Raw genomic sequence first — 26,090 nt, forward strand, 5'->3', positions numbered from 1 at the left:
CTCGTGACCGATTTCATCGTCGACGGCTACATAGACGGCACGGTCGGTGAGCTGTCGAGCGGCAAGCGGCTCGACACGATCAACCCCTCCACCGGCGAGGTGCTCGCCGCGGTGGCGCACGGATCCGCCGAGGACGTCGACGCCGCGGTGCGGTCCGGCCACCGCGCCCACCTGACGTGGCGCAGGTGGAAGCCGTCGGCGCGCGGCCGCGTCCTTCAGACGATCGCCGACCGGCTCCGTGAGCGGCGCCAGGAGTTCGCCCGCGTGGAAAGCCTCGACACCGGCAAGCCCCTGTCCCTCTCCCTTGCCGACGTGGAGGTCGCGGCCAGGTACTTCGAGTTCTACGCGGGCGCGGCGGACAAGCACCACGGGGATGTCATCCCGCTCGGGCCCGAGTGGCACGCCTACACCACGCATGAACCGTACGGCGTCATAGGAGTGATCCTGCCCTGGAACGCCCCCCTCCAGCAGGCCGCCAGGGGCCTGGGCCCCGCCCTGGTGACGGGAAACACCGCCGTGGTCAAACCCGCCGAGGACGCTCCGCTCACCTGCCTCATGCTGGCCCGGCTGGCCGGCGAGTGCGGCCTCCCCGACGGCGTGCTCAACGTGGTGCCCGGTGACGGCCCGACCACGGGTCAGGCGCTGATCCATCACGATCTGGTCCGGCGGATCATGTTCACCGGCTCCGTCGAGGTCGGCCGGCTCGTCGCCCGCGCGGCGGCGGACCGGCTCATCCCGGTCGGACTCGAACTCGGCGGCAAGAGTCCCAACATCGTCTTCCCCGACGCCGACCTTGACGCCGCCGTCGAAGGATCCTGCCTGGCGATCACCTACAACTCGGGCCAGGCATGCTCGGCGGGAAGCCGGCTTCTGGTGCACTCCGGCATCTACGACGAGTTCCTGTCCCGTCTGCTATCGCGGCTGAGCGACGTCCGGGTGGGGCACGCCCTGGACGACCCCGACATCGGTCCGATCACCACCAGGGAGCAGTACGCCAGGGTCCAGGACTACCTCGGCCAGATCAGCTCCTCGGGGGCGACCGCGCTACTGGAGGGGCCGCCGAAGGTGTTGGAGGACCATCCGGGCGGGCTGTATGTGGCACCGACCCTGCTGGAGGCACCGCACGGATCCCTGCTCGCCCGTGAGGAGATCTTCGGCCCCGTCCTGGTCGCGATCAGGTTCGACGACGAAGAGCAGGCCGTCGCCCTCGCCAACGACACCGACTACGGACTCGTGTCGGGTCTGTGGACGCGGGACATCGACCGGGCCCACCGCGTCGCGTCGCGGCTGGAGTCGGGGCAGGTGTTCGTCAACAACTGGTTCGGCGGCGGCGTCGAGTCACCGTTCGGCGGCTACAAGAGCAGTGGCGTCGGCCGTGAGAAGGGCTTCGAGGCCCTGGCGCACTACACCCAGGTCAAGACGACCATCATCAGACTCGCAGGCAAGTGAGGACATGTGACATGACAAAACTCCTGAACGAAAAGACCGTTATCATCACCGGGGCGGCCTCGGGGATGGGCCGGGCCGGAGCCGTGCTCTTCGCCGCCCACGGCGCGAAGGTCGTGGTCGCGGACCTGAACGCCGACGGCGCCAAGGAGACGGTCACCCAGATCGAGGAAGCGGGCGGACAGGCCAGGGCGTTCACCTACGACGCGACGAACGCCGCGGACACCGCCGCCTTGGTCGACTTCACCAACGCGACCTACGGCCGCATCGACGGCGCGTGGGCCAACGCCGGTCTCCCCGCGTCCTTCTCGGCCTTGGAGGACTACGAGGAGTCTCTGTTCGACCGCTTGATGGCCGTCAACGTCAAGGGGCCGTGGCTGCTCGCGAAGTACGCCGCTGGGGCTCTGGAGGCGTCCAAGGGCTCCTTCCTCATCACCGCCTCCCTGTCCGGCTTGAAGGGCCGGGCTCACCACTCGGGGTATCAGGCGTCCAAGGGCGGCGCCGTCATGCTGACCCGGTCGCTCGCCAAGGAGCTCGCCCCCCGCGGCGTCCGAGTCAACTCCATCTGCCCCGTCGCCGCCGACACTCCCATGCTCTCCCAGTTCGTACCGCTTGAGGCGGCCGAGCTGATGGACCGGGAGCGGCTGACGACCGACATCCCGATGGGACGGCTGGCCACCGCCGACGACATCGCGAAGGCGGCCCTCTTCTTTGTGTCCGACCTGTCGGTGTTCGTCACCGGGGTCAACCTGCCCGTGGACGGCGGTGTGAGCGCTTGAGCGACGTTCTGCCCTCGTACGACGAACTCCCCCCGTCGACCGCGGCGCCGAACTGGCGCACCGCCTGGGGCGTATTCGGCGACCGGTCGCAGCTCGGAACACTGGAGCTGCTGACACCCGAACGCCGGGCTCGGGCGCTCAGGCTGGCCACCGAGGGGGTCTGCGTCAATCTCGACCACCCGTTGAGCATCCCGCTGTCGATCTTCAAGCATCGTCAGCGGTTCGTGCACGACGTCTTCGAGATCATGCCGGGCTACTACGACGAGACCCTGGACAACTTCGCCCCCCAGCTGTCCAGTCAGTGGGACGGCCTGCGCCACGTCCGCGGGCCCGACGGCTTCTACAACGACCTGCTCTCCGATGATCGGGCGCTCGCCCCCGGACCCAACCCTCTCGGGATCGACCAGGTGGCCGAGCGGGGCATCGTGGCGCGCGGCGTACTGCTTGACCTGGAGCGGCACCTGCGGGACACACCGGAGGCGATCGAGCCGAACACGCGCAGGGAGATACCGCCCTCGCTGCTGGACGAGGTCGCCGACGCCCAGGGGGTCCGCATCGAGGAGGGCGACGTACTGCTCCTGCGGTTCGGTGTCGACGCCTTCATCCGCGGACTCGGCGACGGCACGACGGCGACCGAGATGCGCTACGAGGCCCCGGGACTCCAGCAGGACGAGGAGACCCTGCGGTGGCTCTGGGACAAGCACATCGCCGCTGTGTGCGCGGACAACATCGCCGTCGAGGTGACGCCTCCCCGCGGTAAGGACACCAGACTCCACCCGGCCCTGCTGGGCCTGCTCGGTCTGACGCTGGGCGAGCTCTTCGACCTCGTCGAGTTGGGCGAGGCCTGCGCCGGACGCCACCGCTACGAGTTCTTGCTCATGGCGAAGCCCGTTCGCCTCCCCGGAGGCCTCGGCTCCCCGGCCAACGCAATGGCGATCTTCTAGGAACGGACCAGCATGACCGATTCCCGGCTCTCCAGAACCCACCTCCCGTCCCAGGAGGCCTACGCCTCCCGCATCGCCGAGACGGCGGCCGCCTCAGTCCCCCACTTCCCCCGCTCGCCGACGGTCCCCGACGGCGCTCCCAACGTGGTCGTCGTACTGCTCGACGACGTGGGCTTCGGCCAGCCCAGCACGTTCGGCGGTCCGGTCCACATGCCCAACCTGGACGCGCTGGCCGGGCGCGGCCTGCGGTACAACCGGTTCCACACCGCGGCGATGTGCTCCCCGACGAGAGCGGCACTGCTCACCGGCCGCAACCATCACCAGGTCGCGAACGGCGCGGTCGCCGAGATGGCCACCGGCTATCCCGGGTACAGCACCCTCTGGCCGCGCAGCGCCGCGTCCGTCGCCGAGGTCCTCCGCCTCAACGGATACTCGACGGCGGCGCTCGGCAAGTGGCACAACACCCCGGAGTGGGAGATCAATCCGAATGGGCCGTTCGACCGCTGGCCCACGGGTCTCGGCTTCGAGATGTTCTACGGATTCATGGGCGCGGACGCCAACCAGTGGGAGCCCACGCTCTACCGGAACACGACCCCCATCGACACGCCCTACACCCCCGAGGAGGGCTATCACCTCGACCGGGACCTGGCCGATCAGGCCATCTCCTGGGTGCGTCTGCAACGCTCCGTCGCCGCGCACCGGCCGTTCTTCCTCTACTGGGCCCCTGGCACGGCGCACACACCCCACCACGCCCCCCGTGAGTGGATCCAGAAGTACACCGGCAGGTTCGACGCCGGCTGGGACCGGATCCGGCAGGAGACCTTCCAACGGCAGCTCGATCTCGGCGTCATCCCCGTCGACAGCCAGATTTCAGGGCGACCCGAGGAGATCGCCGCGTGGGACTCGCTGTCCGACGACGAGCACAGGCTCTACACGCGGTACATGGAGGCGTTCGCCGGCGCGTTGTCGCACTTCGACCATCAGTTCGGGCGCTTCGTCGCCGCGCTGGAGGAGCTCGGGGAGCGCGACAACACACTGATCGTCTTCGTCGCGGGAGACAACGGACCGGCCGCCGAGGGCACTCCCACCGGACAGTTCAACAAGTGGTCGGTCATCAACAGCCTCCCCGAGGACCAGGCGGAGAACCTCCGCCGCATCGACGAGATCGGCAGTCCGACCAGCTACAACAACTACCCCGTCGGCTGGGCGTGGGCCGGCGCGACCCCGTTCCCGTGGTTCAAGCAGATCGCCTCGCACCTCGGCGGCACCAGGAACGGAATGGTGCTGTCCTGGCCCGCCCGGGTGGTCACACGCGGTGACCGCAGCCACTTCGGACACGTCGTGGACCTGGCGCCCACCATCCTCGACGCGGTCGGGATCCCACGACCGGAGTCAGTGCACGGAGCGGAGCAGCTGCCTTTCGCGGGGCTCTCACTGCTGCCCTCCTTTGACGACGAGACCGGCTCATGGGCACCGCCTCGCACGCAGTACTTCGAGATCCTCGGCAACCGGGGCGTCTACCGGGACGGGTGGATGGCAAGCGCGCGCCACGGGCGTCTGCCCTGGCAGTACACAGGTGGCTCCACCGGAATCTTCGAGCACGACAGCTGGGAGCTGTACGACCTGTCGTCGGACTACGCCCAGAGCCGAAACCTGTCCGCCGCGCAGCCCGGACGTCTGGAGGAGCTCCGGAAGGTCTGGGAGCAGGAGGCACGGGACAACTTCGTCTATCCGCTGGACGACTCCCTGGGCGAACGGCTGGCGGTGGACCACAAGCCCAGCCCGGGGAACGCACGGCGGTCGTTCACCTACTACCCGGGCGCGGTACGCATCCCCGAGGGCTCCGCGCCCAATGTCAAGGGCCGATCTCATCGCATCACCGCGCGCGTCACCCACGGCGCCGGCGACCAGGGCCTGCTGGTCTCCGCCGGAGGCCGGTTCGCCGGCTACTCGCTGTTCGTGGACGAGAACCGCCTGATCTACGCGCACAACGTGGCCGGCCGCGCAACGTTTGAGTTCGTCTCCGGCGTCGAGCTGCCCGAGGGGGAACACACCCTGTGCCTGGACTTCGTGACGCACCGGCCGGTGCTCGGATCGGGCGGGACGGTGCGGCTGCTCGTCGACGGCACCGAGGTCGTGGTGGGAGACCTGTCGCAGACCATACCGTATCGGTACTCCTACGCCGAGACGTTCAACGTGGGCCGCGACAGCGGGACCCCGGTATCCCCGCGCTACTCGGGCGCCTTCGAATACTCCGGCGTCATCCACCGGGTCGACGTGGAGATCCTGTCGGAGCTCGGCGCCGCGGAGTCCGGACACGAGAAGAACAAGGCCGTCGAACTCGAGATCGAGTCGCACTGAGCGGTGTCGCGACGGTGAGTCAGGTGAGGTGGACGACATAAGGTTCGGGCTTTTCATTCCCAACTTCATGGCTCAGGGCATCGACGTGCCCGAGCTGAAACGGCTCGCGGAACTGGCCGACGGGGCCACACGGTTCGACGACATCTGGGTGGGCGACCACATCGTGCTCGTGGAGCGCATCCGGTCCCGGCATCCGAACTTCGGCCGTTCCGTGCCCTCGGGAACCCTGGAGGACTTCACCCGGGTGGGGCTGGGAGGCATGTCCGCCGACGACCCTGTATTCGAGCCGTTGACGTTGTTGTCCTACCTCGCCGGGCTCACCTCGCGCGTCCGCCTCGGCATCGGGATCATGGTCACTCCGCTGCGCCATCCCGTGCTGGCGGCCAAGATGCTCGCCGCGATCGACGTGCTGTCGAACGGCCGGCTGATCGTCGGCACCGGGACGGGATGGCTGCGCGAGGAGTACGACGCCGTCGGCGCCACCTGGTCGGGGCGTGGCCCGCGGATGGACGACTACATCAAGTGCATGCGCTACCTGTGGGGCCCGCCGACCGGCGAAGGCTTCGACTCCCCATCGGTGCGAGTCTCGCCATGGGTACGGATGTCCCCTAAACCTCCGCAGGGCCGAGACCTGCCGGTGTGGATCGGGGGCAACACCGAGCCCGCCTTGCGGCGGGCCGCGCGCCTCGGATCGGGGTGGCATGGGGCTCAGCTGTCCCCAGGCGCCGCCAAGAAGGCGGTGACTCGCCTTCGAGAACTGCTTGAGGAGAACGGGCGGCCTTCGGATGCGCTGACCCTCTCGCTCCGGCTGACGTCTTGGGTGCGGGAAGGGGCCGAGAGGGATAGCACCGATCCACTCGTCGGCAGTGAGCAGCAGATCCTGGAGGCCCTGTTCGAGTATCAACAGGCCGGATTACACCACATTCAGCTCGCACCGCCGCCAATGGTGAACCTGAAGGACCTTCCAGACCATGTCGAGCGGCTCGACCGGATCACGGCCGAGTTTCGAGCGAGCAGCTGTACCACTTCGTCGTCGGCTATCCGCCGGTAGCGGCTCGCCCGTCGAAACGCCTCGATACGGGCCTGGCGGTCGGCCGGCCGGCTTGGCCGGCCTTGGTCGGTGTGCCCGCGTGGGCACACCGGACCGGCAGGAGTAGGCAGAACGTTGCGGAACCCGGCTCAACCCAGCAGGCGCGACCAGCCCGAAAGGCAAACCCGCAGGTGAGATCCCTGTTACCTGTCCGGTTCGATTCCCGTCACCCGCTCTCATCGTGGAAGTCCAGGTAGACCCCGATGGATTCGGCGCCTGGGCTTTGATCTTGTCTAGGGCTGTTGATCTCTGCGTGCCATTGGCGTGCCATCAGGCCGGATGATCACCCTGCTGGAGCCAGCAGGCTAGGACAGGCTCAGACCTTGATGACGGTGACGCGTACGCCGCACAGGGCGGCGAGGTCCTCGGGGTCGGAGGTGAGGACCGTGACGGGACCCGGGGCAGCGAGGGCGGTGGCGCTGAGCATGGCGTCGATGGCGTACTTGTGCCCGTGCAGGCCGGCATCGGACAAAAGCGTGGCAGCGTGACGGGCGATTGGTTCGGTGACCGGCTCGACGACAAGGCGGGACAGCGTCCACTCCAGGGCCGGCCGGTTGACGCGGGGGTGGACCACCTCGACGAGGGTGGCGGCGGAGGTGATGACGCGGAGGTCGTCGGCACGGGCGAGAGCAAGCCATGCGGTGACCGTACGGTCGCGCAGGACAGCCTTGGCCAGTCCCTCGCCGTCAAGGACAAGGGTGCCGCCGGGAGTGGCGGGAGAACGGGTCACGCGGCGTCCGCCCCACCGTTGGCCTGTCCCCGCCGGGCCTGGTGAAGCTGGTCGCGCAGCGCCTGGACCTCGTCGTCGGCGATGGGGCCGTGCTCGGCCTCGGCGACCTGGATGAGTTCGCTGAGGTTGTCGCGCTCGATCTGGCGGGCGACGGCGGCTGCGACGTAGGCGGACAGGCCGGAAGGGCCGCTCCGGGATCGGGCGGCCTCGGCGATGTCACGCGGCATGGTGATCGAATACTTGCCGGTAGGCTCGCTCATGCCCTCTATCCTACCTCTCATCCTCCTACGGCTTACGTCACACCCACGTCGCCTGGCTGATCTCCGACAACATCCCCATGGCCGCCATCCAGCGCCGGATGGGCCACAAGTCGATCACCACGACCATCGACCGCTACGGCCACCTGCTGCCCTACGTCGACCAAGACCTCATGGACTCCATCGACCGCGCCCTCGGAGGCGGGCCGCGAACGATCCGCTCGGTCGCGTAAGCCAGAAACTCGGTCGCGTAAGCCAGAAAGGAGTGACGCACGGTGGCGCGACGCAATCCCGGCCCGGACGGCACGATCCGTAAGGCGAAAAGCACACCGACAAACCCCTTCACCCGCTGACCGATCCGGATCCGGACTCCCCGCCACAGGTGAGTTCTCCCAAGAGACGGGCCGTCCCCGTCGCAACCGCACCATCGCACGGTCCGGTTCCGGACCCAGCCCCATCAGCGGAGCACACCGCCGATGTGTTCACCCGGCGGACGGTCACGACCACGATGATCACCATCGCCCTGCTGACGTTCACCTTCTCCTTCGGCAACGTCTGGGCACTGGGACCGCGCCTGGGGGTGGCACCGTGGCCGACGCCGCTGATCGGCCCCGCGGTCGATCTGTCGGTCATCGGACTGATCGCCGGCATCCGCCATCTCGCGCTCTCCGGCGTCAGAGCCGCTGAGCTTCGCCCCGCCCGAGCCCTGCCGGCCTTCTCCGGCCTGGCCACACCGGCCCTCAACGTCGCCGAACCGGCGGCACAGGGACTGTACGGCAAGGCCGCCTTCGACACGGCCGGACCACTGCTCCTGATCGGCTGGTCCGAAGTCGGACCATACCTGCTCAGCCGCCTTCAGGGCATCCCCGCCATCACGGGATCACTCAACGCCCACAGTCCGAGTCCGGATCTGGACCGGCCGGAACCCGGTACGCCAAGCGACACACCGCCCGGTTCGGCGACCCTCCACGATCGACCAGCCTCTCGCGTCTCTCCCCGGAACGCGGCCGGCCCCCCAACCTCCGAAATCACCGCCCCCGTCCAGCGCGCCCGGGCTATAGATCAGGGGCATCTCATGGTCCAGCTTGCGCACCAAGTTGCTCAACTTCACCACCAGCGGCATCGACCAGCTCACCGCTCTAGCTACACCCCCGGTCGCAGACGGGTCGCGAGAGGTCATACCGGGGCCGCATACAACTCTCGACATTGGGCCGATGTCCGGCTGAGGTCATTCCGCCACGGTGGTCACGTGAATGTGACCGTATTCGGCCTGTCCCTCGCAGAGCTCTTGGCTTTGGCGTCCGCCGTCGTGCTGGTGCTGGCCCGCTGGCTGCCGCCCGGGGCGCGCCGACCCTCGACGCTGGCTGGCGCGGCGGCCCTCGCGGTGTCCGCGATTGTGCTGGCCGTGCTCGGGATCCGCTGGCAGCTTCTCCCCATCCTCGCAGGTGGGACCATCGCGCTGGCGTTCGCTGCTCCCTCCCTGCAGAGATGGCGTGCCGGGCGGCCCGCACGGCGGACCCGATGGTGGCTGGCCCTGCCGGGATCGGCGGCATGCCTGGCCCTCATCCTCGCAGGCGCGACGGCGGCGTGGGCGCTGCCCCTACCCGTGTTCCCCAAGCCATCGGGCGCCTACGCCGTTGGCACCACCGTCGTGCAGTGGACCGACCCTGATCGCGCGGAAATCGCCACGTCCCGGACCGATGACAAGCGGACGGTCGTCGTCCAGCTCTGGTATCCCGCGCAGGGCGGTCCCCCTGCCGCCCAACGGGCGTGGTACCTCGGCCGCACGGCGCAAGAAACACAGCTCGTCGCCTGCGGCGAGGCCGACTACCTCGGCCTTCCATGCTTCATTCTCGATGAGCCGTCACGCGCCCGCACGCGCTCGGTGCCCGATGCCCCAGTGGCCGGCGGAGGCGACCGGTTCCCCGTGGTGCTGTTCTCACCCGGGCTTGGAGGCGTACGCACCCAGAACACTGCCTGGGCCGAGGAACTGGCCAGCCGTGGGTACGTCGTGGCGGCCCTCGACCACCCATACGACTCGGCCGTTGTCACCCTCACCGACGGCCAGACGATCCGCACCCAGGTTGCGGCCACCGGCGACCAGACGGAGGACGACAGGCGCGCGGCCGGGTGGACAGCGGTCAGGGCCGCCGACCTCAGCTTCGTACTCACCCAGCTCGGCCGCCTGGACCGTGGAGAGATTCCGGGTCTCCTGATCGGGCAGCTCGACACCCGCCGCACCGCAGCGACCGGCCACTCCCTCGGGGGCGCCGCCGCCCTGCAGGCCGCCCGCCAGGACCCCCGGTTCGCAGCCGTCATCGACCTGGACGGCTTTCCCCGCGACCCCGCAACGCGACCGTTCCACCAGCCCGTGCTCGCGCTCACACACGACGTCAAGCCGGGCGAGGAGCCGGACTACATCCCGCACCTCACGCGGGTGCTCCAGCTCAGTACGGCGACGGGCTACCGGCTTACCGTCCCCGGCGCGGCACACCTCACCTTCACCGACGCCCCGCTCTTCTTGCCGCCCTTGCCCACGCTCATCGGCTCCCTCGGCCGGACTGCCGGGCCGCGCATCACCGCGGCGGCCACCGTCGCCTTCCTGGACGCCACACTCCGCGGCAAATCCGGCGGCCTGACCACAGCCCTGTCCAGGTACGGCCACCTGACCGTCCTATAGGAGAGGGGCTATCCGGACGCGGATATGACCCCCAGCCGCAGCAGAAGTGTGCCACCGGTGGCCCACTCAGGGCTCAGGTCCTTCGGGTGCTTCGCATTGCGCCGGCCCGCTCGCTCTCTCAGGTCTGGAATCTCGTCCGACTTCAACCGGACGCCTCCGGCGGGGGTACTCGGCTCCGGGATGATCGACGCTGCACCACGAAGGCCGTAAGTGGTTGGGGTGGAAGCCGGATCTCACGGGAAAAGAGGGGAACTCACGGGGAGTCGTAGATCCAAAACGAAGAAGTCCCCGCACCGCGTTTCCACTGGTGAGAGGGCTTTTTCTGCTGGCTTGGCAGGTGCAGGACGTGAACCTGCTTAGGCTGAGCCGACGGTTTTACGGGTTGTCCAACGGTGTCTAGAAAATGCGCGCCATGCCTACGGATGCGGGTGCAGTTTCTGTGAACCCGAACTTCTCATACAGATGGCGGGCATCACCGTCCGCTATCAGGGACACATAAGCAGTTGATGAAGCACGTTCTCCCAGCTCGGCTACCAATGCTCGCATGATCTCCTTCCCCAGCCCTTGGCCTTGATGCTGGGGAAGCACACAGATGTCCACAATCTGGAAGAAGCATCCGCCGTCGCCGATGATCCTGCCCATACCCACCGGCTCATCCTTATGGAATACGGTCACCCCGTACCACGTACCGGCCAGCCCGGCTTCGGCTGCGGCCTGCGACTTTGCACTCAAGCCACAACTGGGGCGCAGCCAGAGGTAAGTCTCTGTAGAGGGAACTCCAGGTCGAACGGTGTATGAATCATGTGACATGGGGTGACGTTACCAAAAGCCCCGGAGCGCCGAGCGCCGGCCTCATCGGCATAAGGGCACTGATGCCGTGCCCGTTGCGTGCCCGTCAGGAGGGTGATCACGGGGGACCACGGATACTCGGAACCCTCCCTCGCAGGTCAGCGTTTCCACAGGTCAGGGACCCAGATGCGTAGAGACTTCCCAAGCCGGCAGCGCGGGTTCGATTCCCGTCACCCGCTCCACTCCCTCGTCCAGCCTGACCAGGCGATCCCTTGATCACTGCTTAAGCTTTCGATCTTCATGGGCATACTGTGGGCACACCACACGAAAACGATCTTCTGGATTCCCTTTGGCATGCCATCTGACCAGCTGAAACTGGCTCCGCGGCAAGCATTAACAGCGGGTTGACGACGGCCCGATCCTCCTCCTCGCCCAGGTTATGTCCCGGTATGAACACTTACGGGGGCATCGGTGAAGGAGAGGGGTGAACCCTAGGACCGAGAGGTGACCGCGATGACACGAGCGTTGCCCGCGCAAACCGCGGACGCCGTGATCATCGAGCAGTCCTGGCGGGAGCCCGAGCGCTTCTCCGCCATCTCCGACCGCTACTACACGGAGATCCACCGCTACGCCACCCGCAGGCTGGGCACCGGCCTGGCCGACGACGTGGCCGCGGAGACGTTCCTGATCGTCTTCGACAAGCGCACCGGCTACGACATCTCACGCGATGACGCCTGGCCCTGGCTGTACGGCATAGCGTCCAACGTGATCGCCCGGCACCGCCGTACCGAGGTACGCCAGTACCGGGCGCTGGCGATGGCCGCGTCGGCGGTGGTGATCACGACGATGACGACCCTGGTGCAGACGACAGGCGGGGGGAGCCTACGATCCCCGCCGCCAACGCGCAGGTGGTGCTTACCAAGATCGCGACGGCCGTACGGAACAAGACCTTCACGCCGCCCCGCAACGATCAGTGAATCTACACCGAGGACCGGAGGCAGAGCTTGCGTGATTACGAGGGCAAGCACCTCACCCCGCAGACGCCGCTGCTGAACACGGTCGACGAGTTCTGGACGCGAGCCGACGGCAAGCGGGTCGGCTACAAGGTGAACGGCAAGCTGCAGACCTCCGCCCCAGGAGGGCATGCGCCGGAGAACCTCTATGCCCTGCTGGTCGCACTACCGACCGACCCCGACGCGCTGCTGGCCGAGTTCCGTGAGATTCACGAGATAGAAGGCGCCGATCAGGACGACTGGATCTTCGAGCGGTTCGCCACCCCCTGTCCCAGAACATCGTCCCCCCGGACCTGCAGGCCGCCATCTTCCGGGCGATCGCCAAACTGCCCGGTGTGATGGTGAACGAGTTGGCGGTCGACGCCGACGGTCGTGCCGTGCCGTCGGTTTCCCGCGTCGTCGAAGGGTGGCGCGACTTCGAGATCCTGCTGGATCCGGCGACCTACGCCTACAGAGGCAGGCGCGAGACCGCGATCAGGGATTACGAGGAACAATACCCGCGGCCGGGCGTCGAAAAGTTCACCGTGAAGGACAGCAAGCGCGTCCCGATGGCCCCGCATGTGGAGTGGAGCATCCAGAAGGGGACAACTTGGCAGATGTCCACCCGTACCCAGGTGGGCATCGTCAACGAGGCCGGACAGAAGCCGTAGGCCCGGCTCAGGACCGGCTCTGGCGGACTCCGCCCCGCTACATCTCCACGATTACCGGGGAGCGGTGATGTCCGTGATCGGGTCGCCCTCCACCAGCACCGGGTCGCCCCGGAGCCCGGGCGCCACCGCCCCTTTCAGGAGAGATCTCGTAGCCAGGAGGCGATGGCCGCCCCGATTTGATCGGGAGCGTCTTCTTGAACCATGTGGCCACCCGTGATCGTGATGTGTGCCTGATTCGGCCACGACCGGGCGATGGCCCGGTGTGCTTCAAACATCGTTCCTGGAACCGCTTCGATGAACAGCTTGGGAACCGAAGACTTAGCGAGCCATTCCGCATAACGCGTGACGACATCGTGAACATCGCGTGGTTCGCCCGCAACGGGAACCTCGCGCGGCCAAGTCAGCGTCGGTCGGCGTGACTCGCCCGGTTCCGTGTAGGGACGACGGTAGACGGCCATCTCCGCCTCCGACAGCCCTCGCAGCACCTCTGCAGGCAAGACATCGTCGACGAAGAAGTTTTGGTCGAGGACCATCTCTTCACCCGCAGTGGAGCGGATCGCCTGGAAGAGCGCAACCGCAGGCTCCGGCCAGTCGCTCCACGAGGGGATCGGAGCCACGAACGCCTCCATGTAGGCGATACCCCGGAGTGCGGAAGGCTGACGGTACGCCCAATCGAAACCCAGGGCCGAACCCCAGTCCTGCAGCACCATGACCACCCGCTCACCTACGCCGAGGGCCTGAAGGAACGCATCGAGATAGCGGCGATGCTCGACGAAGCGGTATGAGCCCGGCCCGCTGGCCGGAAGTTTCGCGGACTCGCCCATCCCGATCAGGTCCGGGGCGATGCAGCGCCCTTTGTCCGCCAGATACGGGATTACATTCCGCCATACGTACGACGAAGTCGGGTTGCCGTGAAGAAAGACGATCGGATCACCTTCTCCCTCCTCGACGTACGCCATTTCAAGCCCATCGACCTCAATACGACGCTTCCGATATCGTTCCTCAGTCGAGATCATGACTCTCCTCATTTCCGCGGCTTCTTGCTTCGGTCGGAGATTCTGCAGCACGACCCGGGTCTTGCCACAAGCCCCCCCGTGCGCCATAGTGTGCAACCGCTGTCAGCCTTGGCCTCACGAGGACCCGGCGACCTTCGAGGCACTGTTCCAGGCCGCGGCTGGCGACGTACACCGCGAGGAGTTCCTGCGCGACGTCTTCGAGCACGCCCTGGAGCCGGGCGACCGGCGCGACCAGACAGGAGTGCGACCGGCATCGCGTTCTTCGCCGGATCGTCCCGGCTGTTTTCAGGCTGTGTGCCGGTAGGCGGTGTAGGTGAGATAGCCGGCGTCGCCGCCCTCGTACCACGTGGACTTGTCGTGAGGCGCGATCGGCAGCCCCTGACGCAGTCGTTCCACGAGGTTGGGGTTGGCGATGAAGGCGCGGCCGAAGCTGATCAGATCGGTGCCGAGCCCCAGCCAGTGATCAGCGGCCGCCTTGTCCGTTTGCCGCGGGCTCATCGGGGAGGACGGGTTGACGATGAACGTGCCGGGTCAGGCCTTGCGCAGTTCGACCAGCACGTCCTCGTCGGCGGTGGCCTCAAGGTGGATGTCGGCCAGGTCGAGGGGGGCGAGTTCGGCGAGCAGCGCCCCATACATGGCGGGGATGTCGCTATCCTCGGCACCCCAGATGCCTGCGCCGGGCGAGAGGCTGAGGCCCGTGCGGTGGCCGCCCACCGCCTTCACGGTCATGGAGACCGTCTCCACCGCGAACCGGATCCGGTTGGTGATCGATCCGCCGTACGCGTCAATGCGACGGTTGGCGGTGCTGGAGAGGAAGTGGGCGATGAGGTACCCGTTCGCACCGTGCAGTTCCACACCGTCGAAGCCGGCATCGACGACCCGGCGGGCGGCCTCGGTGTAGGAACGCGCCTGCTCGGGCACCTAGGCGGTGTCCAACGTCCGCGGCATGGGGGCCGGCTTGGGCCAGGCCGGGGTGAACACCTGCCCGATGGCGGGGACGGCCGAGGGGCCCGCCGGCCGCGTCCCCGTGGTGTCGGGGTGGGAGACATGGCCCGCGTGCATGATCTGAGCGAAGATACGCCCGCCGTTGGTGTGTACCGCATCGGTGACCGGCCGCCGGACCGCGACCTGGGCGTCGGTGTACAGTCCCGAGGTGCCCGGGTTGGACTGCCCAATGAGGCTGGGCTGGATTCCTTCCGACCTGGGCCTTGATTGTTTTCAGTGTCCTTCGGTCTTGCTTCGGCGATCTGTAGGCTGGAAGCGCCTCTGGCGATCAGCTTGCTTCGCGCAGTGGCTGGAACTGAACGCTCAGCCGCATCTCCAGAGCCTCAGCGAGCCGCTCCAGCATCGGAATGGTCGGCATCGTCCCGCCCGCTTCGAACCGTGCCACCGCCGGCTGCTTCAAGCCAGTCCGCTCGGCCAAGTCGCTCTGGGTCAGGCCAAGCTGCTCACGGCGCAGCCGTACCGCCTCACCCAGCTCGAACCGGATCCTGGTGGCCTCATACGCCGCCCCGGCCCCAGGGCGGCTCATGATCTCGGCCCGCTTGGCGCCCCAGCTCTTGCGCTCACCCATACCGCTCACTCCTCGTCTGCCGTGTGAGCCTCGGCGATACACCGCTGCATGGCCCGCCACGCCCGCTCGATCTCAGCGGACTCGCGCATCCGCTGCTTGCGGAACACCGTCAGCATGATGATCCGCCGACCCGGGGCGATCCAGTAGGGGATCCGCACCGCCTCCCGATCGAGGTGGAAACGCAGCTCACGCAGCTTGCCGCGGAGCCGACGGGTGTAGGGCTCATCCAGCAGGACGCCACGCTCGGCCAGCAGGTCGACGTAGAACGCCGCCGTCTCCTGCCCCTCCTGATCAAGCGTGTCGAACCACTCATCAACCTCTGGCTCCAGTTCCACCTCTCCCCACTTCATAACACGGACGTTATAGCGACGGCAAGTACCACGTCCTGAAAACGCTCCTGCTCTTCCTGCCGAGAAAGGTCCGCAGCGGAAGACCCATGAGTACGCCCTCCCCGAGGCCAGTCGTCCGGCTTCCCAGGCAACGTTGATCACGTGCCGGATCCGTGCCAGAACAGGCGGGGAACACCGGTCACTCACGGGGGCTCACGGCCACTCGTCCCACCCCGAGCTGCACCCCCGTTTTCCCAGGTCAGCCCACCAACGCCAGCGGCCGTTTCCCAAGCTGACAGCGCGGGTTCGATTCCCGCCACCCGCTCCACGCCAGAAAGCCCAGGTCAGGGATGATTTCCCGATCTGGGCCTTGATTGTTTCCGGGGTCATTTCCCCCTCGCGTACCAGTTCCGCGCCAGATCAGTTGATCTTTCCCTCGACGGGAGGCTCGTCTTCTTCGGGCTTGAGCCCTTCCCTGACGATCTCCCCGAGGGCGTCGGCGATGGCCGCCCCCGTCCTTGGCCACGTGCGGATAGACCATCACCGCCTTGGTACTGGAGTGCCCCATCCGCGCCATCAACTCCTTGAGCGACGCCCCGGTCATCGCCGCCGGCGTGTTGCCCGTGTGCCGCAGATCGTGAATGTGGATCCTCGGAATCCCGGCCTCCGTGACGACCTTGGCCCAGACCTTCGTGAAGTCGCTCCGCCGGAGCCGGGCGCCCTTCTCCGCCACGAAGACCAGGCCGTCAGGTGCCGGCGAGACCGGCAGAGTTTGGACGCCAGTCGCCCACGAGCGGGAGACGGCGTTAGCTCGGAGGCAGGAGCCGGGCGAGCCAGTCGGTGCGGGTTCGGCGGGCTGTGGCCGAGATGCGTGCCTGCGGGTACAGGGCGTCGAACCCGTGGAAACCGCCCGCCCAGACGTGGAGTTCGGCCTGGCCGCCGGCCGCCCAGATGCGGGTGGCGTAGTCGGTGTCCTCGTCTCGGAAGACCTCGGCGGAGCCGGTGTCGATATAGGTGGTCGGCAGGCCTGAGAGGTCGTCGGCCAGCGCGGGCGAGACGTACTCGGACACCTCGCCGCCGGTGAGGTCGCCGAGAACGGCACGCCATCCGAACTCGTTCATCTCGCGGGTCCAGACGCCGGGTCCGCCGGAGTACTGGCGGCTGGAGATGCTGGCGTTGCGGTGGTCGAGCATGGGGCAGATCAGCATCTGCGCGGCGATCACCGGGGTGCCGAGATCGCGGGCCAGCAGAGTGACGCCAGCGGCGAGGCCACCGCCGGCGCTGGCGCCCGCGACGACGATCCGAGCGGGGTCGATGCCCAGTTCTTCGGAGTGTTCGGTGATCCAGAGCAGTCCCTGGTAACAATCGTCCACGAGGGCGGTGCCGGTGGCCTCGGGTGCGAGCCGGTAGTCCACGGAGACCACGACCGCGCCGAACTCGTCGAGCCACTCCAGCGGAATGTCGATCTGCGAGAAGCGGTCGCCCATGACCATCCCGCCGCCGTGCATCCAGTAGACACAGGGGGCGGCGGTGGCGCGATCGATGCTCGCGGGGCTGAAGACCGACAGGGGAATCAGGGCACCGTCCTTGGCGGGCACGGTGATCTCGCGCCGGTCGACCTGCCGGTGTGCGAGCAGGGAGTCGACAGGCGTCGAGGGGAGCCCCCGCAGTTGCGCGAGTACTTCCAGGCTGAGCTGGGACATCAGCGGCATGTCGGCCAGCAGCTCACGCAGTTCGGGGTCCAGGTCAGGTCGTGCCGCGGTCATGGTCGTTGCCTTTCGTGGGGTGGTGCCGACAGTCGGACGAGGACAGGGGCCTCCTCGGCAGGCGTGGCGGCGGCAGGCTGAGGGATCGATCCGAGGTTCAGAAGGCGGCCTTGCCACGGACCGGGATGTAGTCGGCGTACTCGGACTCCTTGGCCAGAAGTCCGTCGATCCGCGCCACGATGGCCTGGGCGTCCTCGCCGGCGAAGATCCGGTGGTGGTCCTCCTCGCCGGTCCACCCCTCGGTGACGTGGACGACGTCGGGGTCGGACGCGGAACGAGAGACGAGGTAGACGACGCAGTGTTCGCTCGCGCCGGGGTTTCCCTCGTTCAGGCCGGTCAGCAGCAGGGCGACCAACCGGTCGCCCATTCCGGGCCTGGCGGTCAGGGTGGCGTTGAAACCGTAGTTGGCGATCATGGATATCTCTTCTCGGTGATGGAGTGAGGTGGTTCCATTCAACCGAGATGAACTGCGGAAACGTTAGAACGATACTCGCCTGTACTTGCACGATCCTCGCAGTTATAGGAGTTTTAGCGCGGAATGGTGCTGCAATGGACGCATGTGTCTCGAAGAGCTCCGCGCCCTGCTGGCCCGGCACGCCCGCCCTGACTGGACCACTGCCATCGACGGTGTCCTGATCTCGAAGGTCGATCGACCGGATCCGCCGGCACCCTCCATGTCCGGCACGGTGCTCGCAGTCATCGCCCAAGGCGCCAAACGCCTCGCGCTGGGTGACCGGGTCTACGAGTACGGCCCCGGGCAGTACCTGGTCGCATCCGTCGACCTGCCCGTCACCGGACAGTTCACGCAGGCCGAACCCGAGCAGCCGGCCCTCGGCCTCGGTCTCACGCTGGAACCGTCCGCCGTCGCCGAACTGCTGCTGCAAGCCGGCCCTGGAGACATCCCTCACACCGGCGGAGGCGCGCCGCCGGGGATCGCCGTCAGCGACACCCCGCCCGCGCTGCTCGACGCGGTGGTCCGGCTGCTGCGCCTGCTCGACGAACCCCGCGACCGCGCCGTACTGGCCCCGCTGGTCAAACGCGAGATCCTGTGGCGCCTGATCGTCGGCGAGCAGGGCGCGGCGGTGCGCCAGCTCGGCCTCGCCGACAGCGGCCTCAGCCATGTCTCCCGGGCCGTGCGCTGGATCCGCGAGCATTACACGGAACCCTTCCGGGTCGAGGACGTGGCACGCCTGTCCGGCATGAGCGTCTCCGCCTTCTACCGCAACTTTCAGGCGGTGACCGCGATGAGCCCCATCCAGTTCCAGAAACAGATCCGGCTCCAGGAGGCCCGGCTGCTGCTCGCCACCCACCCGGGCGATGTCACCGGGGTCGGCCACCGCGTCGGCTACGACAACCCGTCGCAGTTCAGCCGCGAGTACCGCCGCCGGTTCGGCGTACCCCCGAGCCGGGACGCGGCCCGCCTGCGGAACACCGCACGCACCCCCGTGAACGTCCTCCCCTGAGTCGGGCCGACCGTCGAGGAGGATCGTGCAAGGGAAAGCGAGAATAGTTCTACTGTTTTCACAGGTCAGAGCGATTCAATGGGATCACCGGTTCTCCCGCCGAGCGGGAAAATGCCTGCCCATCCGCGGATCTCACCACATTGCGAGGATCACAGCATGAAGACGGTTCTGATCACTGGTACCTCATCCGGATACGGGCGCCAGACCGCCCTCTACTTCCACTCGCAGGGGTGGAACGTCATCGCCACGATGCGGACGCCGCGTGCGGACGATCTGCCTGAGTCGGACCGGCTCCGCGTCATCGAACTCGACGTGACCAAGCCCGAGAGCATCACCGGCGCGTTCGAGGCGGCGGGGCCCATCGACGTCCTGGTCAACAACGCGGGCGTTCCATCGATCAGCGTGTTCGAAGGCACCCCCATGGCCCGGGTACGGGAGGTTTTCGAGATCAACACATTCGGTGTCATGGCGACGACGCAGGCGGTGCTTCCCCGGTTCCGCGAGCGCGGCTCCGGCGTGGTGGTCAACGTGACCTCCAGCGTGGTACTGGGCCACATGCCGCTCTCGGCCGTCTACAAGGCGAGCAAGATGGCCATCGAGGGGTTCACCGCGTCCCTCGCGCTCGAACTCGCGCCCTTCGGTGTGCGGGCGAAGACGGTCGAGCCGGGCGCCTGCCTGACGACGAACTTCGCGGCCAAGGCGGCGAACGGCGGGTCGCTGGAGGAGCTGGTCCCGGCGCCCTACGCACCGTGGGCGAAGAAGGCCATGGACGGCTTCACGGGCCAGGACCTGTTCACCAAGGAGAGCGACGTCGCCGAGACGGTGTGGCGAGCCGTGCACGACACGACCGGCCAGCTGCGATTCCCGGCCGGTCCCGACGCGGTCTGGCTCGCCCAGGTGAAGTGATGAACCAGCGGGTAAGGGACGTCGCGCTGATGCCACGAGCCGACGCGGTCCTCGATCCCCGGAGCCCGCGCGACGTTGATCCTGGAGCACTATGACGACAGACAGGTGGCGGCGAGCCGGCAGCAGGATCGAGAACGACGCGACGCCGCCGAACCGGGTGAAGTTCTGCAGCACCGGGTCGAGCCCGAAAGCCAGGAAGATCACGGTCAGCAGTGCCGGAAACGCGGTCTGCGCCAGTGATGCGACGTACGGCGAGCCGTGGACGGGATGGATCCGGCCGAACGCCGCGGGCAGCACCCCGGCCCCGGACATCGAGTGCATGTATCGGGTGAGCACGTTGTGGAACGCGAGCACCGCGGCGAACAGCGGGATCGGCGACAGGATGCCGATGTTCTTCTCGCCGACGTCGCCGAGGTACCGGTGGCCGAGTGGGAAGACGATGTCGTCGACATGACCGGGTTCGGTGAGCCAGTCGTTGAACGAGTGGCTCACCGACGCCCATCACGAGCCTCCAGCCGGTGAAGGTGGAGAAGAGCGCGATCACGATGACCACGGCGTAGGTGGCCCGCGAGATGGTGCGTCCGGAGTCCTTGGCCTCGCCTCGGAAAACCGCCGTCGACTCGAAGTCGGCGAGGGTGAACATCAGCGCCAGTGCAGGAGAGCCATGACTGATTCTCTTCCAGAAGAACGGCGAGAGCGAGAGGCTTTTGGAGACGCCCTGGCCGATGTGAAGGAAACGGTCTTGATTCGGCTTCGCGGGCATGAGCGTTCACAAGAAAGATCATCGGTGTGCCCACGTGGGCACACCGGGCCGGCAAGAGCCGGCAGAACCTCGCAGAATCCGCTTCAACCCGATCACCGTAAGCAGCGAAAACAGCGAGCCCGCAGGTGAGAACCCTGTTGCCTGTCCGGTTCGATTCCCGTCACCCGCTCCAACGTCAAAGGCCCAGCTCAAGAATGTGATCTAGAACTGGGCCTTTCCTCGTTCCCCTGGCGCTGACGAGTCCCGAGCAAGCCTGTCACGGCTGAAGACCGCTACCACGGAAGGGGCAGCGGAAGCCTACGGACTGAGCCTCGAAGTCGCCGCCTGCGACTTATGCGGTCGCGAGCTGTCGGTGATGCACCGTTAGAGGCTCGATTTCAGTGGTGTCGTCGTCGACGACGAGCTCGACACGGAACCGAACCCCCATTGCCGCACCAAGGCGCAGCAGTGTCGCTATATCCGGAATGCCGCCACCGCCCTCGATGCGAGACAGGGCGGGTTGGGACATCCCGGAGCGCTCCGCTACGACCTTCTGAGACAAGCCTCGGCGCTTACGAATCTCACGCAACTGGTCTCCGAGCTCCAGGTCACGGCCCGCCTGCTCGTATTCGGAGTGGGACTGCGCATCCGCCTCCATCTCGCGCAGACGCTTCGCCTTGTAGGTTTCCCAACGGCTGTGACCCATCATGCGCTCCTCTCGAACACGTGCGTGGTGGTTAGGTCGTGCTCTGCCTCACACCGCTTCTTAGCGGCGATCGCTCGGTCGATGTCGGCGGCCTGCGTCCCGTCCTGGGTCTTACGGAAGACCGTCAGGACCACGATCACCTTGTTGGACGGCTTCCAGAAGGCCAACCGCCAGGTCGTGCGGTCGAGAGCAACACGCAGCTCGTGCACACCTTCGGCATCCTTCAGCTTCTTCACGTGATCCCCATCAGGGATGCCACCGGTGACGAGGTAGTCGTCTACGTTCCGCATAACCCGCTGGTAGAGCGGAAAGGAAAGCCCGTCCAGCCAAGACTCCACCTCCGGCTCCAGGCCGATCTCTCACTGAGACATACCATCAATAGTATATGCACTCGATGGTAACCCGTGGCGGAGATGAGTACCAGGCCCACCCCCGCGTCCACTCCTCGATCTTGGTTGCTCGTCCAAGTCCTCCCGGACGGCGTTGATCACGCGCCAGATCCGTACCAGAACAGGCGGGGAACCACGGTCACCCACGGGAAACCACACCCCGCCTACCTGCCCCCCCGTTTCCCCAGCTCAGCCCACAAAGAGCAGCGGCCGTTTCCCAAGCTGACGGCGCGGGTTCGATTCCCGTCACCCGCTCCACCGTCTTTAAGCAAGCACCTCTGGCAGCAGTCTGAACGCCGACACATGCCGAGGACGGATCAGACTGAAGCCCCGCCGGTCGATCGTCGCAATGTCGTGCAGCGAGGCGACGGTCTTGATCGCCTGGGAGAGGACCTCGGTCAAGGGGCCGGCGTTCTGGGGCACGGTGGCCAGCGGGAAATGACTCCTCGCGTGCACCAATGCCAAGCCCACACCCGATACGACATGTTCGTCACCTCGCAGCGAGTGGACCGACTCAGCCCCCTCGGCCCTCCCTCTCGACGACCCGGCCGGGTAGCGCCTCCTGGCGGGGACGCGCTGTCGGCCGTACTACCTCTGCACCGCGCTCGGCCAGCAGTTCGGTCAGTTCGGCGGCGTTGCGCTGGGAGTTGTCGGCACAGCAGTTGTTCGTCAGTACGTGCATGGTACGGCTCTGCTGCGCGAGGCGCGCGATGCGGGCGGCCCAGTGCTCCAGCTCGGCCGTGGAGTACAGATAGCCGAAACGCTCCTCGATCCGCTTGCTGGTCCACTGCCCGGAATGGCCGTGCAGGCGCACCACGGCCAGGTCCGCGGTCGCCGCGATCACCGGCGGCACCGAGGAGGAGTGGCCTTGTGGCATGTCCACCGCCACGTACGGCAGGTCGTTGGCGGCCAGGAAGCTCAGGGTCTCCTCACGTCGTTCCCCGGTCATCCACGACCCATGGCGGAACTCCACGCAGATCCGCATCGGTGAACACCGGTCACGACATCGCAGGATGTAGTCGCGGTTGGCGGGTCCGGCCGGAAACCACGGCGGGAACTGGAACAGCACCGCCCCCAGCTTGCCCGCCTCGTACAGTGGCCGCAGCGCCGACATAGACCGGTCCCAGACCTCCTCGGCGATCCCCGCCCCCACGTCACGCAGATAGACCCGGCTCTTGGCCGTACGCAGCCGATCCCGCAGGTCCTTGTAGAGCGCCTGCACCCGCGTCGGATGCTGAGTGAGCAACGAGAACGCCTTGACGTTGAAGACGAAGCCGTCAGGCGTACGGTCGCGCCACAACTCGGCAGTGCGTACAGCAAGCGGGTGATAATAGGTGGCGTCGACCTCGACCAGAGGAAAGGTCGACGCGTAGTAGTCGAGCCGTTCCTCCGGCGTGGTGGCCGTCGGCGGGTACCAGCCCGACTTCAGCAGCGACCGGTCCGTCCAGGACGCCGTACCGACAAGAATCTTGCCCATGGCAGGTGAGCTGCCCCGGCGCGGCCGCCTGACACCAGTCAACGATCGGCAGATCGGCCGCTCGCGAGTGCCGGCGGCGCCAAGGCGTTCAGAACGAGACCGCCCACGATGAGGTACCGCCTCACCCAGCTCAAACCAGATCCTGGTGGCCTCGTATGCCGCACCTGCCCCAGGACGGCTCATAATCTCAGCGCTTGGCGCCCCAGCTCTCGCGCTCGACCATGCCGCTCACTCCTCGTCTGCCGTGCGCGCCTCGGCGATACGCTGGTGCATAGCCCGCAGCGTCGCGCCCGATGGGAAGGCGAAGGTGTTTCCCGCGTGACGCAGCGCAGGGAAGTGAACGCCCGAAAGCCCCGCCTCCTTGAGCGCCTTGGCCCAGATCCGGAAGAAGACCGGCCTCCTGAGCATGGCTTCCTTAGCCCCGAGGACGACGAACGCCTCGTCACCGTCTCCGGCGTGCGTGTCCAGGTGAACGCGGAGCTCAAAGATCACCACCTTTGGCAGAGGGACCGTGCGCGTACCGGCAGCCGACTTGGGCGGTCCGATGGGCGCCGTCCTCGTCCACCGGGCCGGAGACCTCAACCGCGTTCTACGCCAGCGCTACCACCGCGAAGCCCTCGCCCAAGAGTTTCACAAGCGGTGCATCCCGGTCCGCAGAGCACTTACGGCACGCCATCCTGAGCTACTTGACCAACGTAGCGGCGGATGAGGCGAACCGATGATTCTCAGCAGATTTCAGGAAGATCACTGAGGTCTCTTCGCTGAAAGCATCACCAGCCCTATTCCTGACACGAGAAATCCACATGACAGTACGAATAGCGCCAGGTCCGGCCACGAGCCTGGCTCCATCACGTCCGAGCCCAGCGACGCGCCACCGCCTATCGCTTTATCGCTTCCCTCGTCCAGATGCCCCGGATCGACGCCAGGCGCGCTCACGTCGTAGGTAATCACCAGAGATCGTCGAGGTCGCCGATCCTCTTCCGGAGCACGCGAGCGTCTTTCGTGAGCAGGGCGTGAACCACGGCGTCCAGGAGCACGCGAAGCTCGGCAGGGTCAGGACAGCATCTCCCCGCAGGATCCCGCCGGATCGAAAAGCCGATGCCATGGATCTCGTAAGAACAGCGACCAGGCGCGTAACCCCTTTTTCGCCACGCCGGGCCAGTAGCGCTCATACTTCAGACGAGCGACCGCGATACGCCCCCGGTAGACAAGCTCGGGATCACCGGAACTCCTGCGGCAATTCTCTGCGAACGCCATGGACCATCAGCGCGAATCTGAGCCGGACGCCTACGCGCCATGACCCTTTCGTGTGATCGACATAGCGCCATCCTGCCACAGGCCGAACTTCGGGCAAGACGCACTTGAGCGGTACCACCCTCACGATCGCCCGGCGGTGGCCGATCTCCGTGTGTGAGTGGAGACGATCGACGATCCGGAGTTTCGTTCCTCAATCCGGCCCACCGCATTACATAGGGCTGGCCGTTGACCGGTCGACGTAGCCTGACCCGAGTGAGCCGTGTCCGTGCCGTTCACCCGCTCTCCTTCTTCAGGGTCCTGGCGGGACGGAATCACCTCCGGCACCATGAGCGGGGGCAGCCCTTCCGAACTCGGGGTGAATCGAAGCCCCTATGGTTCAGGGCGAGGTGGGCTCGTTCAGAGGGCTCATCCGGTCGCGTGCCGCGACAGCCAAGGCGATGAAATCACGAAACCGTGCGAACTCCTCCTGGTTCATCTTCAGTCTCACCCCGCCCATGACCTGGTCGTCGCCCCGCCTGGCGCCGAGCCGAACCGTGAACCCGTCGCCGCGCGGCTGGACATCCACCCCAAGAAACGCCACATGGTAGCGGCTGCTCTCGGACAGACCCCGATGAAAGATTTCAAGGGCCCTACCGTCCTGCACCAGGATGTAATCACCGAGCTGAAACTCCGCCGCCATAGCTCCCGCTTCGAAACCGTGTGGATAACAGTGCCCCGACTGGCCCATACGGCGGCAGTGACAGCCGAACACCCCTCAGCCACATCGGCCTGTGGCCGGCGACCCCGAAGTTGGACATCCGGCGATGATGTCAGGTGACGGCACCAGGAGATCAAGCCCTCATGCGCAGACCACAGCGCCTATGGAGAGATCGGCGTCGTGCCGGACGCGTGCCGGAACAGCCCTGGAACAGGCGGGGAACCCTGGTCGTCCACGGGGACTCACGGGAACCACGCAACGTCTACCCGAACGGGCGTTTTCTCAGCTCAGCCCATCAATTGACATCCAATGACCGAGGAACGTCCACCGGCCGGCGTACACGCGAGGACGACCTTGCCCCTCCGGGGTGGGACGAGGCGGACGGGGAGGAGTGCGTGTCCGTGGTGAGACCTCCACCATGGAGCCATGAGACAGGACGACACCTCACCCGACGCCGCCGAAGCGGTCGCGACCCGCGAAGATCTTGCTTGCTACGTCGAGGCCCTTCATGCGGAGCTGATCAGCGGCGCGGTCTGGGAGAACGATCGCCTGGATCGTTTCCTGGAAGCACTGGCGAGCTGGATCAGATCCTCTCCCGGCTACTACGCGAACACGGGCCGTCCCGCGCCCGATGACGTCTCCTGGTCGTTCTTCGCCGGCGCACTGGGGGCGGCAGCGATCTACGAGTAGGCGTGCCCGTCAGAAGGGCGACCAAGGGGGACTCACGGAGAATGACGGATACTCGAAGCGCTCCCCCGCAGGTCGGGGCGTTCCCCCACGCAGCGCCCAACCTCGCCGGAGACCTCCCGAGCGACAGCGCGGGTTCGATTCCCGTCACCCGCTCTGCCCGCCAAGGTCCAGGTCAGGGGTCGAATCCTCGCCTAGGCCTTGATCATTTCAGCAAGCCTGCCGATCTTATGTCGCGAGCGTTCTCCAAGGCGGCACATACTGGGGGAGATGAAACCAGCTAGTGGCGCGCCCCGCCATCACCTGTCCACAAGTCCCTTCAAACCTCCGCCTCCCGCCCCGC

The 26,090-nt window shown here is 66.8% G+C and carries 29 protein-coding genes and 2 pseudogenes; 14 read left to right on the plus strand and 17 right to left on the minus strand.

The features are described 5' to 3' along the window. Positions 1 to 3: 3 nt before the first annotated feature. From ACWEF2_RS27730 to ACWEF2_RS27750, 5 genes are read left to right on the plus strand one after another with little or no spacing between them, the layout of a single operon-like run. Positions 4 to 1,449 (plus strand): aldehyde dehydrogenase family protein, encoded by a 1,446-nt coding sequence (locus ACWEF2_RS27730; RefSeq protein WP_453819277.1) that lies wholly within the window; start codon positions 4 to 6, stop codon positions 1,447 to 1,449. A gap of 11 nt (positions 1,450 to 1,460) precedes the next feature. Beyond that, on the plus strand, positions 1,461 to 2,225 hold the full coding sequence (locus ACWEF2_RS27735; protein ID WP_453819278.1) for an SDR family NAD(P)-dependent oxidoreductase: 765 nt from the start codon (positions 1,461 to 1,463) through the stop codon (positions 2,223 to 2,225). Then, positions 2,222 to 3,169 carry a cyclase family protein gene (locus ACWEF2_RS27740; protein WP_453819279.1) on the plus strand — a complete coding sequence of 316 codons (948 nt, stop codon included), beginning with the start codon at positions 2,222 to 2,224 and terminating at the stop codon, positions 3,167 to 3,169. Before ACWEF2_RS27735 ends, ACWEF2_RS27740 begins: the two co-directional genes overlap by 4 nt. A 12-nt stretch (positions 3,170 to 3,181) precedes the next feature. Further along, positions 3,182 to 5,530 carry an arylsulfatase gene (locus ACWEF2_RS27745; protein ID WP_453819280.1) on the plus strand — a complete coding sequence of 783 codons (2,349 nt, stop codon included), beginning with the start codon at positions 3,182 to 3,184 and terminating at the stop codon, positions 5,528 to 5,530. Positions 5,531 to 5,558: 28 nt separating this feature from the next. Then, entirely contained in the window at positions 5,559 to 6,581 is a 1,023-nt protein-coding gene (locus ACWEF2_RS27750) for a TIGR03619 family F420-dependent LLM class oxidoreductase (protein ID WP_453819281.1), read from the plus strand. 355 nt (positions 6,582 to 6,936) lie between these two features. On the opposite strand, the gene ACWEF2_RS27755 is transcribed toward ACWEF2_RS27750, so the two are convergent. Next, complete coding sequence (locus tag ACWEF2_RS27755) at positions 6,937 to 7,350, minus strand: type II toxin-antitoxin system VapC family toxin (protein ID WP_453819282.1); 414 nt, start codon at positions 7,348 to 7,350, stop codon at positions 6,937 to 6,939. Further along, positions 7,347 to 7,610 carry a CopG family transcriptional regulator gene (locus tag ACWEF2_RS27760; RefSeq protein ID WP_453819283.1) on the minus strand — a complete coding sequence of 88 codons (264 nt, stop codon included), beginning with the start codon at positions 7,608 to 7,610 and terminating at the stop codon, positions 7,347 to 7,349. Before ACWEF2_RS27760 ends, ACWEF2_RS27755 begins: the two co-directional genes overlap by 4 nt. 35 nt (positions 7,611 to 7,645) lie before the next feature. Between ACWEF2_RS27760 and ACWEF2_RS27765 the strand changes: the two are divergent. Together ACWEF2_RS27765 and ACWEF2_RS27770 are read left to right on the plus strand one after the other, a co-directional pair. Continuing rightward, positions 7,646 to 7,840 (plus strand): annotated as a pseudogene (locus ACWEF2_RS27765) (tyrosine-type recombinase/integrase); the annotation flags it as partial. A 275-nt stretch (positions 7,841 to 8,115) separates the two neighbouring features. Continuing rightward, a complete protein-coding gene (locus tag ACWEF2_RS27770) occupies positions 8,116 to 10,287 on the plus strand; it encodes an alpha/beta hydrolase family protein (protein WP_453819284.1) in 2,172 nt (723 codons plus the stop codon). Positions 10,288 to 10,683: 396 nt separating this feature from the next. On the opposite strand, the gene ACWEF2_RS27775 is transcribed toward ACWEF2_RS27770, so the two are convergent. Then, a complete protein-coding gene (locus ACWEF2_RS27775; protein WP_453819285.1) occupies positions 10,684 to 11,019 on the minus strand; it encodes a GNAT family N-acetyltransferase in 336 nt (111 codons plus the stop codon). Positions 11,020 to 11,589: 570 nt separating this feature from the next. On the opposite strand from ACWEF2_RS27775, the gene ACWEF2_RS27780 reads away from it, so the two are divergent. The 3 genes from ACWEF2_RS27780 to ACWEF2_RS27790 are packed head-to-tail and all read left to right on the plus strand — an operon-like array spanning position 11,590 to position 12,739. Then, entirely contained in the window at positions 11,590 to 12,129 is a 540-nt protein-coding gene (locus ACWEF2_RS27780) for an RNA polymerase sigma factor (protein WP_453819286.1), read from the plus strand. Next, positions 12,081 to 12,428, plus strand: coding sequence for a hypothetical protein (locus ACWEF2_RS27785; RefSeq protein ID WP_453819287.1), 348 nt, complete (start codon positions 12,081 to 12,083; stop codon positions 12,426 to 12,428). The genes ACWEF2_RS27780 and ACWEF2_RS27785 overlap by 49 nt, the downstream gene beginning before the upstream one ends. Then, on the plus strand, positions 12,425 to 12,739 hold the full coding sequence (locus tag ACWEF2_RS27790) for a hypothetical protein (protein WP_453819288.1): 315 nt from the start codon (positions 12,425 to 12,427) through the stop codon (positions 12,737 to 12,739). The genes ACWEF2_RS27785 and ACWEF2_RS27790 overlap by 4 nt, the downstream gene beginning before the upstream one ends. A 134-nt stretch (positions 12,740 to 12,873) precedes the next feature. Here the strand turns inward: ACWEF2_RS27790 and ACWEF2_RS27795 are convergent, their stop codons facing one another. The 8 genes and pseudogenes from ACWEF2_RS27795 to ACWEF2_RS27830 form a co-directional block, all read right to left on the minus strand. Then, complete coding sequence (locus ACWEF2_RS27795; protein ID WP_453819289.1) at positions 12,874 to 13,755, minus strand: haloalkane dehalogenase; 882 nt, start codon at positions 13,753 to 13,755, stop codon at positions 12,874 to 12,876. 285 nt (positions 13,756 to 14,040) lie between these two features. Beyond that, positions 14,041 to 14,253, minus strand: a complete 213-nt coding sequence (locus ACWEF2_RS27800) for a hypothetical protein (protein ID WP_453819290.1) — start codon at positions 14,251 to 14,253, stop codon at positions 14,041 to 14,043. Positions 14,254 to 14,286: 33 nt separating this feature from the next. Beyond that, positions 14,287 to 14,946, minus strand: a pseudogene (locus ACWEF2_RS27805) (oxidoreductase). Between the two features lie 82 nt (positions 14,947 to 15,028). Continuing rightward, complete coding sequence (locus ACWEF2_RS27810) at positions 15,029 to 15,328, minus strand: helix-turn-helix domain-containing protein (protein WP_189792389.1); 300 nt, start codon at positions 15,326 to 15,328, stop codon at positions 15,029 to 15,031. A gap of 5 nt (positions 15,329 to 15,333) precedes the next feature. After that, complete coding sequence (locus tag ACWEF2_RS27815; protein WP_453819261.1) at positions 15,334 to 15,678, minus strand: type II toxin-antitoxin system RelE/ParE family toxin; 345 nt, start codon at positions 15,676 to 15,678, stop codon at positions 15,334 to 15,336. 238 nt (positions 15,679 to 15,916) lie between these two features. Next, complete coding sequence (locus ACWEF2_RS27820; RefSeq protein ID WP_453819317.1) at positions 15,917 to 16,426, minus strand: tyrosine-type recombinase/integrase; 510 nt, start codon at positions 16,424 to 16,426, stop codon at positions 15,917 to 15,919. Positions 16,427 to 16,463: 37 nt separating this feature from the next. Then, positions 16,464 to 17,423, minus strand: a complete 960-nt coding sequence (locus tag ACWEF2_RS27825; protein ID WP_453819291.1) for an alpha/beta hydrolase — start codon at positions 17,421 to 17,423, stop codon at positions 16,464 to 16,466. A gap of 97 nt (positions 17,424 to 17,520) precedes the next feature. Continuing rightward, a complete protein-coding gene (locus ACWEF2_RS27830) occupies positions 17,521 to 17,838 on the minus strand; it encodes a putative quinol monooxygenase (RefSeq protein ID WP_453819292.1) in 318 nt (105 codons plus the stop codon). Between the two features lie 142 nt (positions 17,839 to 17,980). On the opposite strand from ACWEF2_RS27830, the gene ACWEF2_RS27835 reads away from it, so the two are divergent. The 3 genes from ACWEF2_RS27835 to ACWEF2_RS27845 all read left to right on the plus strand — a co-directional run bounded on the left by ACWEF2_RS27835 (position 17,981) and on the right by ACWEF2_RS27845 (position 20,246). Further along, positions 17,981 to 18,886, plus strand: a complete 906-nt coding sequence (locus ACWEF2_RS27835; RefSeq protein ID WP_453819293.1) for an AraC family transcriptional regulator — start codon at positions 17,981 to 17,983, stop codon at positions 18,884 to 18,886. 156 nt (positions 18,887 to 19,042) lie between these two features. After that, the gene (locus ACWEF2_RS27840; protein ID WP_453819294.1) at positions 19,043 to 19,792 is read left to right on the plus strand and encodes an SDR family oxidoreductase; all 750 of its coding nucleotides are present in this window, start codon (positions 19,043 to 19,045) and stop codon (positions 19,790 to 19,792) included. Between the two features lie 91 nt (positions 19,793 to 19,883). Continuing rightward, positions 19,884 to 20,246, plus strand: a complete 363-nt coding sequence (locus tag ACWEF2_RS27845; RefSeq protein ID WP_453819295.1) for a hypothetical protein — start codon at positions 19,884 to 19,886, stop codon at positions 20,244 to 20,246. Between the two features lie 640 nt (positions 20,247 to 20,886). Here the strand turns inward: ACWEF2_RS27845 and ACWEF2_RS27850 are convergent. From ACWEF2_RS27850 to ACWEF2_RS27875, 6 genes are all read right to left on the minus strand, one after another. Beyond that, on the minus strand, positions 20,887 to 21,240 hold the full coding sequence (locus tag ACWEF2_RS27850) for a helix-turn-helix domain-containing protein (RefSeq protein ID WP_453819296.1): 354 nt from the start codon (positions 21,238 to 21,240) through the stop codon (positions 20,887 to 20,889). Beyond that, the gene (locus ACWEF2_RS27855) at positions 21,240 to 21,578 is read right to left on the minus strand and encodes a type II toxin-antitoxin system RelE/ParE family toxin (protein WP_453819297.1); all 339 of its coding nucleotides are present in this window, start codon (positions 21,576 to 21,578) and stop codon (positions 21,240 to 21,242) included. The genes ACWEF2_RS27850 and ACWEF2_RS27855 overlap by 1 nt, the downstream gene beginning before the upstream one ends. Positions 21,579 to 21,893: 315 nt before the next feature. Beyond that, a complete protein-coding gene (locus ACWEF2_RS27860; protein WP_453819298.1) occupies positions 21,894 to 22,094 on the minus strand; it encodes a hypothetical protein in 201 nt (66 codons plus the stop codon). Positions 22,095 to 22,143: 49 nt separating this feature from the next. Further along, a complete protein-coding gene (locus tag ACWEF2_RS27865) occupies positions 22,144 to 23,106 on the minus strand; it encodes a DUF72 domain-containing protein (RefSeq protein WP_453819299.1) in 963 nt (320 codons plus the stop codon). A 228-nt stretch (positions 23,107 to 23,334) separates the two neighbouring features. Beyond that, positions 23,335 to 23,598: a hypothetical protein gene (locus ACWEF2_RS27870; protein ID WP_453819300.1), complete on the minus strand. Its 264-nt coding sequence runs from the start codon at positions 23,596 to 23,598 to the stop codon at positions 23,335 to 23,337. Positions 23,599 to 24,739: 1,141 nt separating this feature from the next. Beyond that, a complete protein-coding gene (locus tag ACWEF2_RS27875) occupies positions 24,740 to 25,042 on the minus strand; it encodes a hypothetical protein (protein ID WP_453819301.1) in 303 nt (100 codons plus the stop codon). A gap of 444 nt (positions 25,043 to 25,486) precedes the next feature. Between ACWEF2_RS27875 and ACWEF2_RS27880 the strand changes: the two genes are divergently transcribed. Further along, positions 25,487 to 25,750 (plus strand): DUF7660 family protein, encoded by a 264-nt coding sequence (locus ACWEF2_RS27880; protein WP_453819302.1) that lies wholly within the window; start codon positions 25,487 to 25,489, stop codon positions 25,748 to 25,750. The last annotated feature ends 340 nt before the right edge of the window (positions 25,751 to 26,090 follow it).

Source organism: Streptosporangium sp. NPDC004631 (assembly GCF_053601935.1).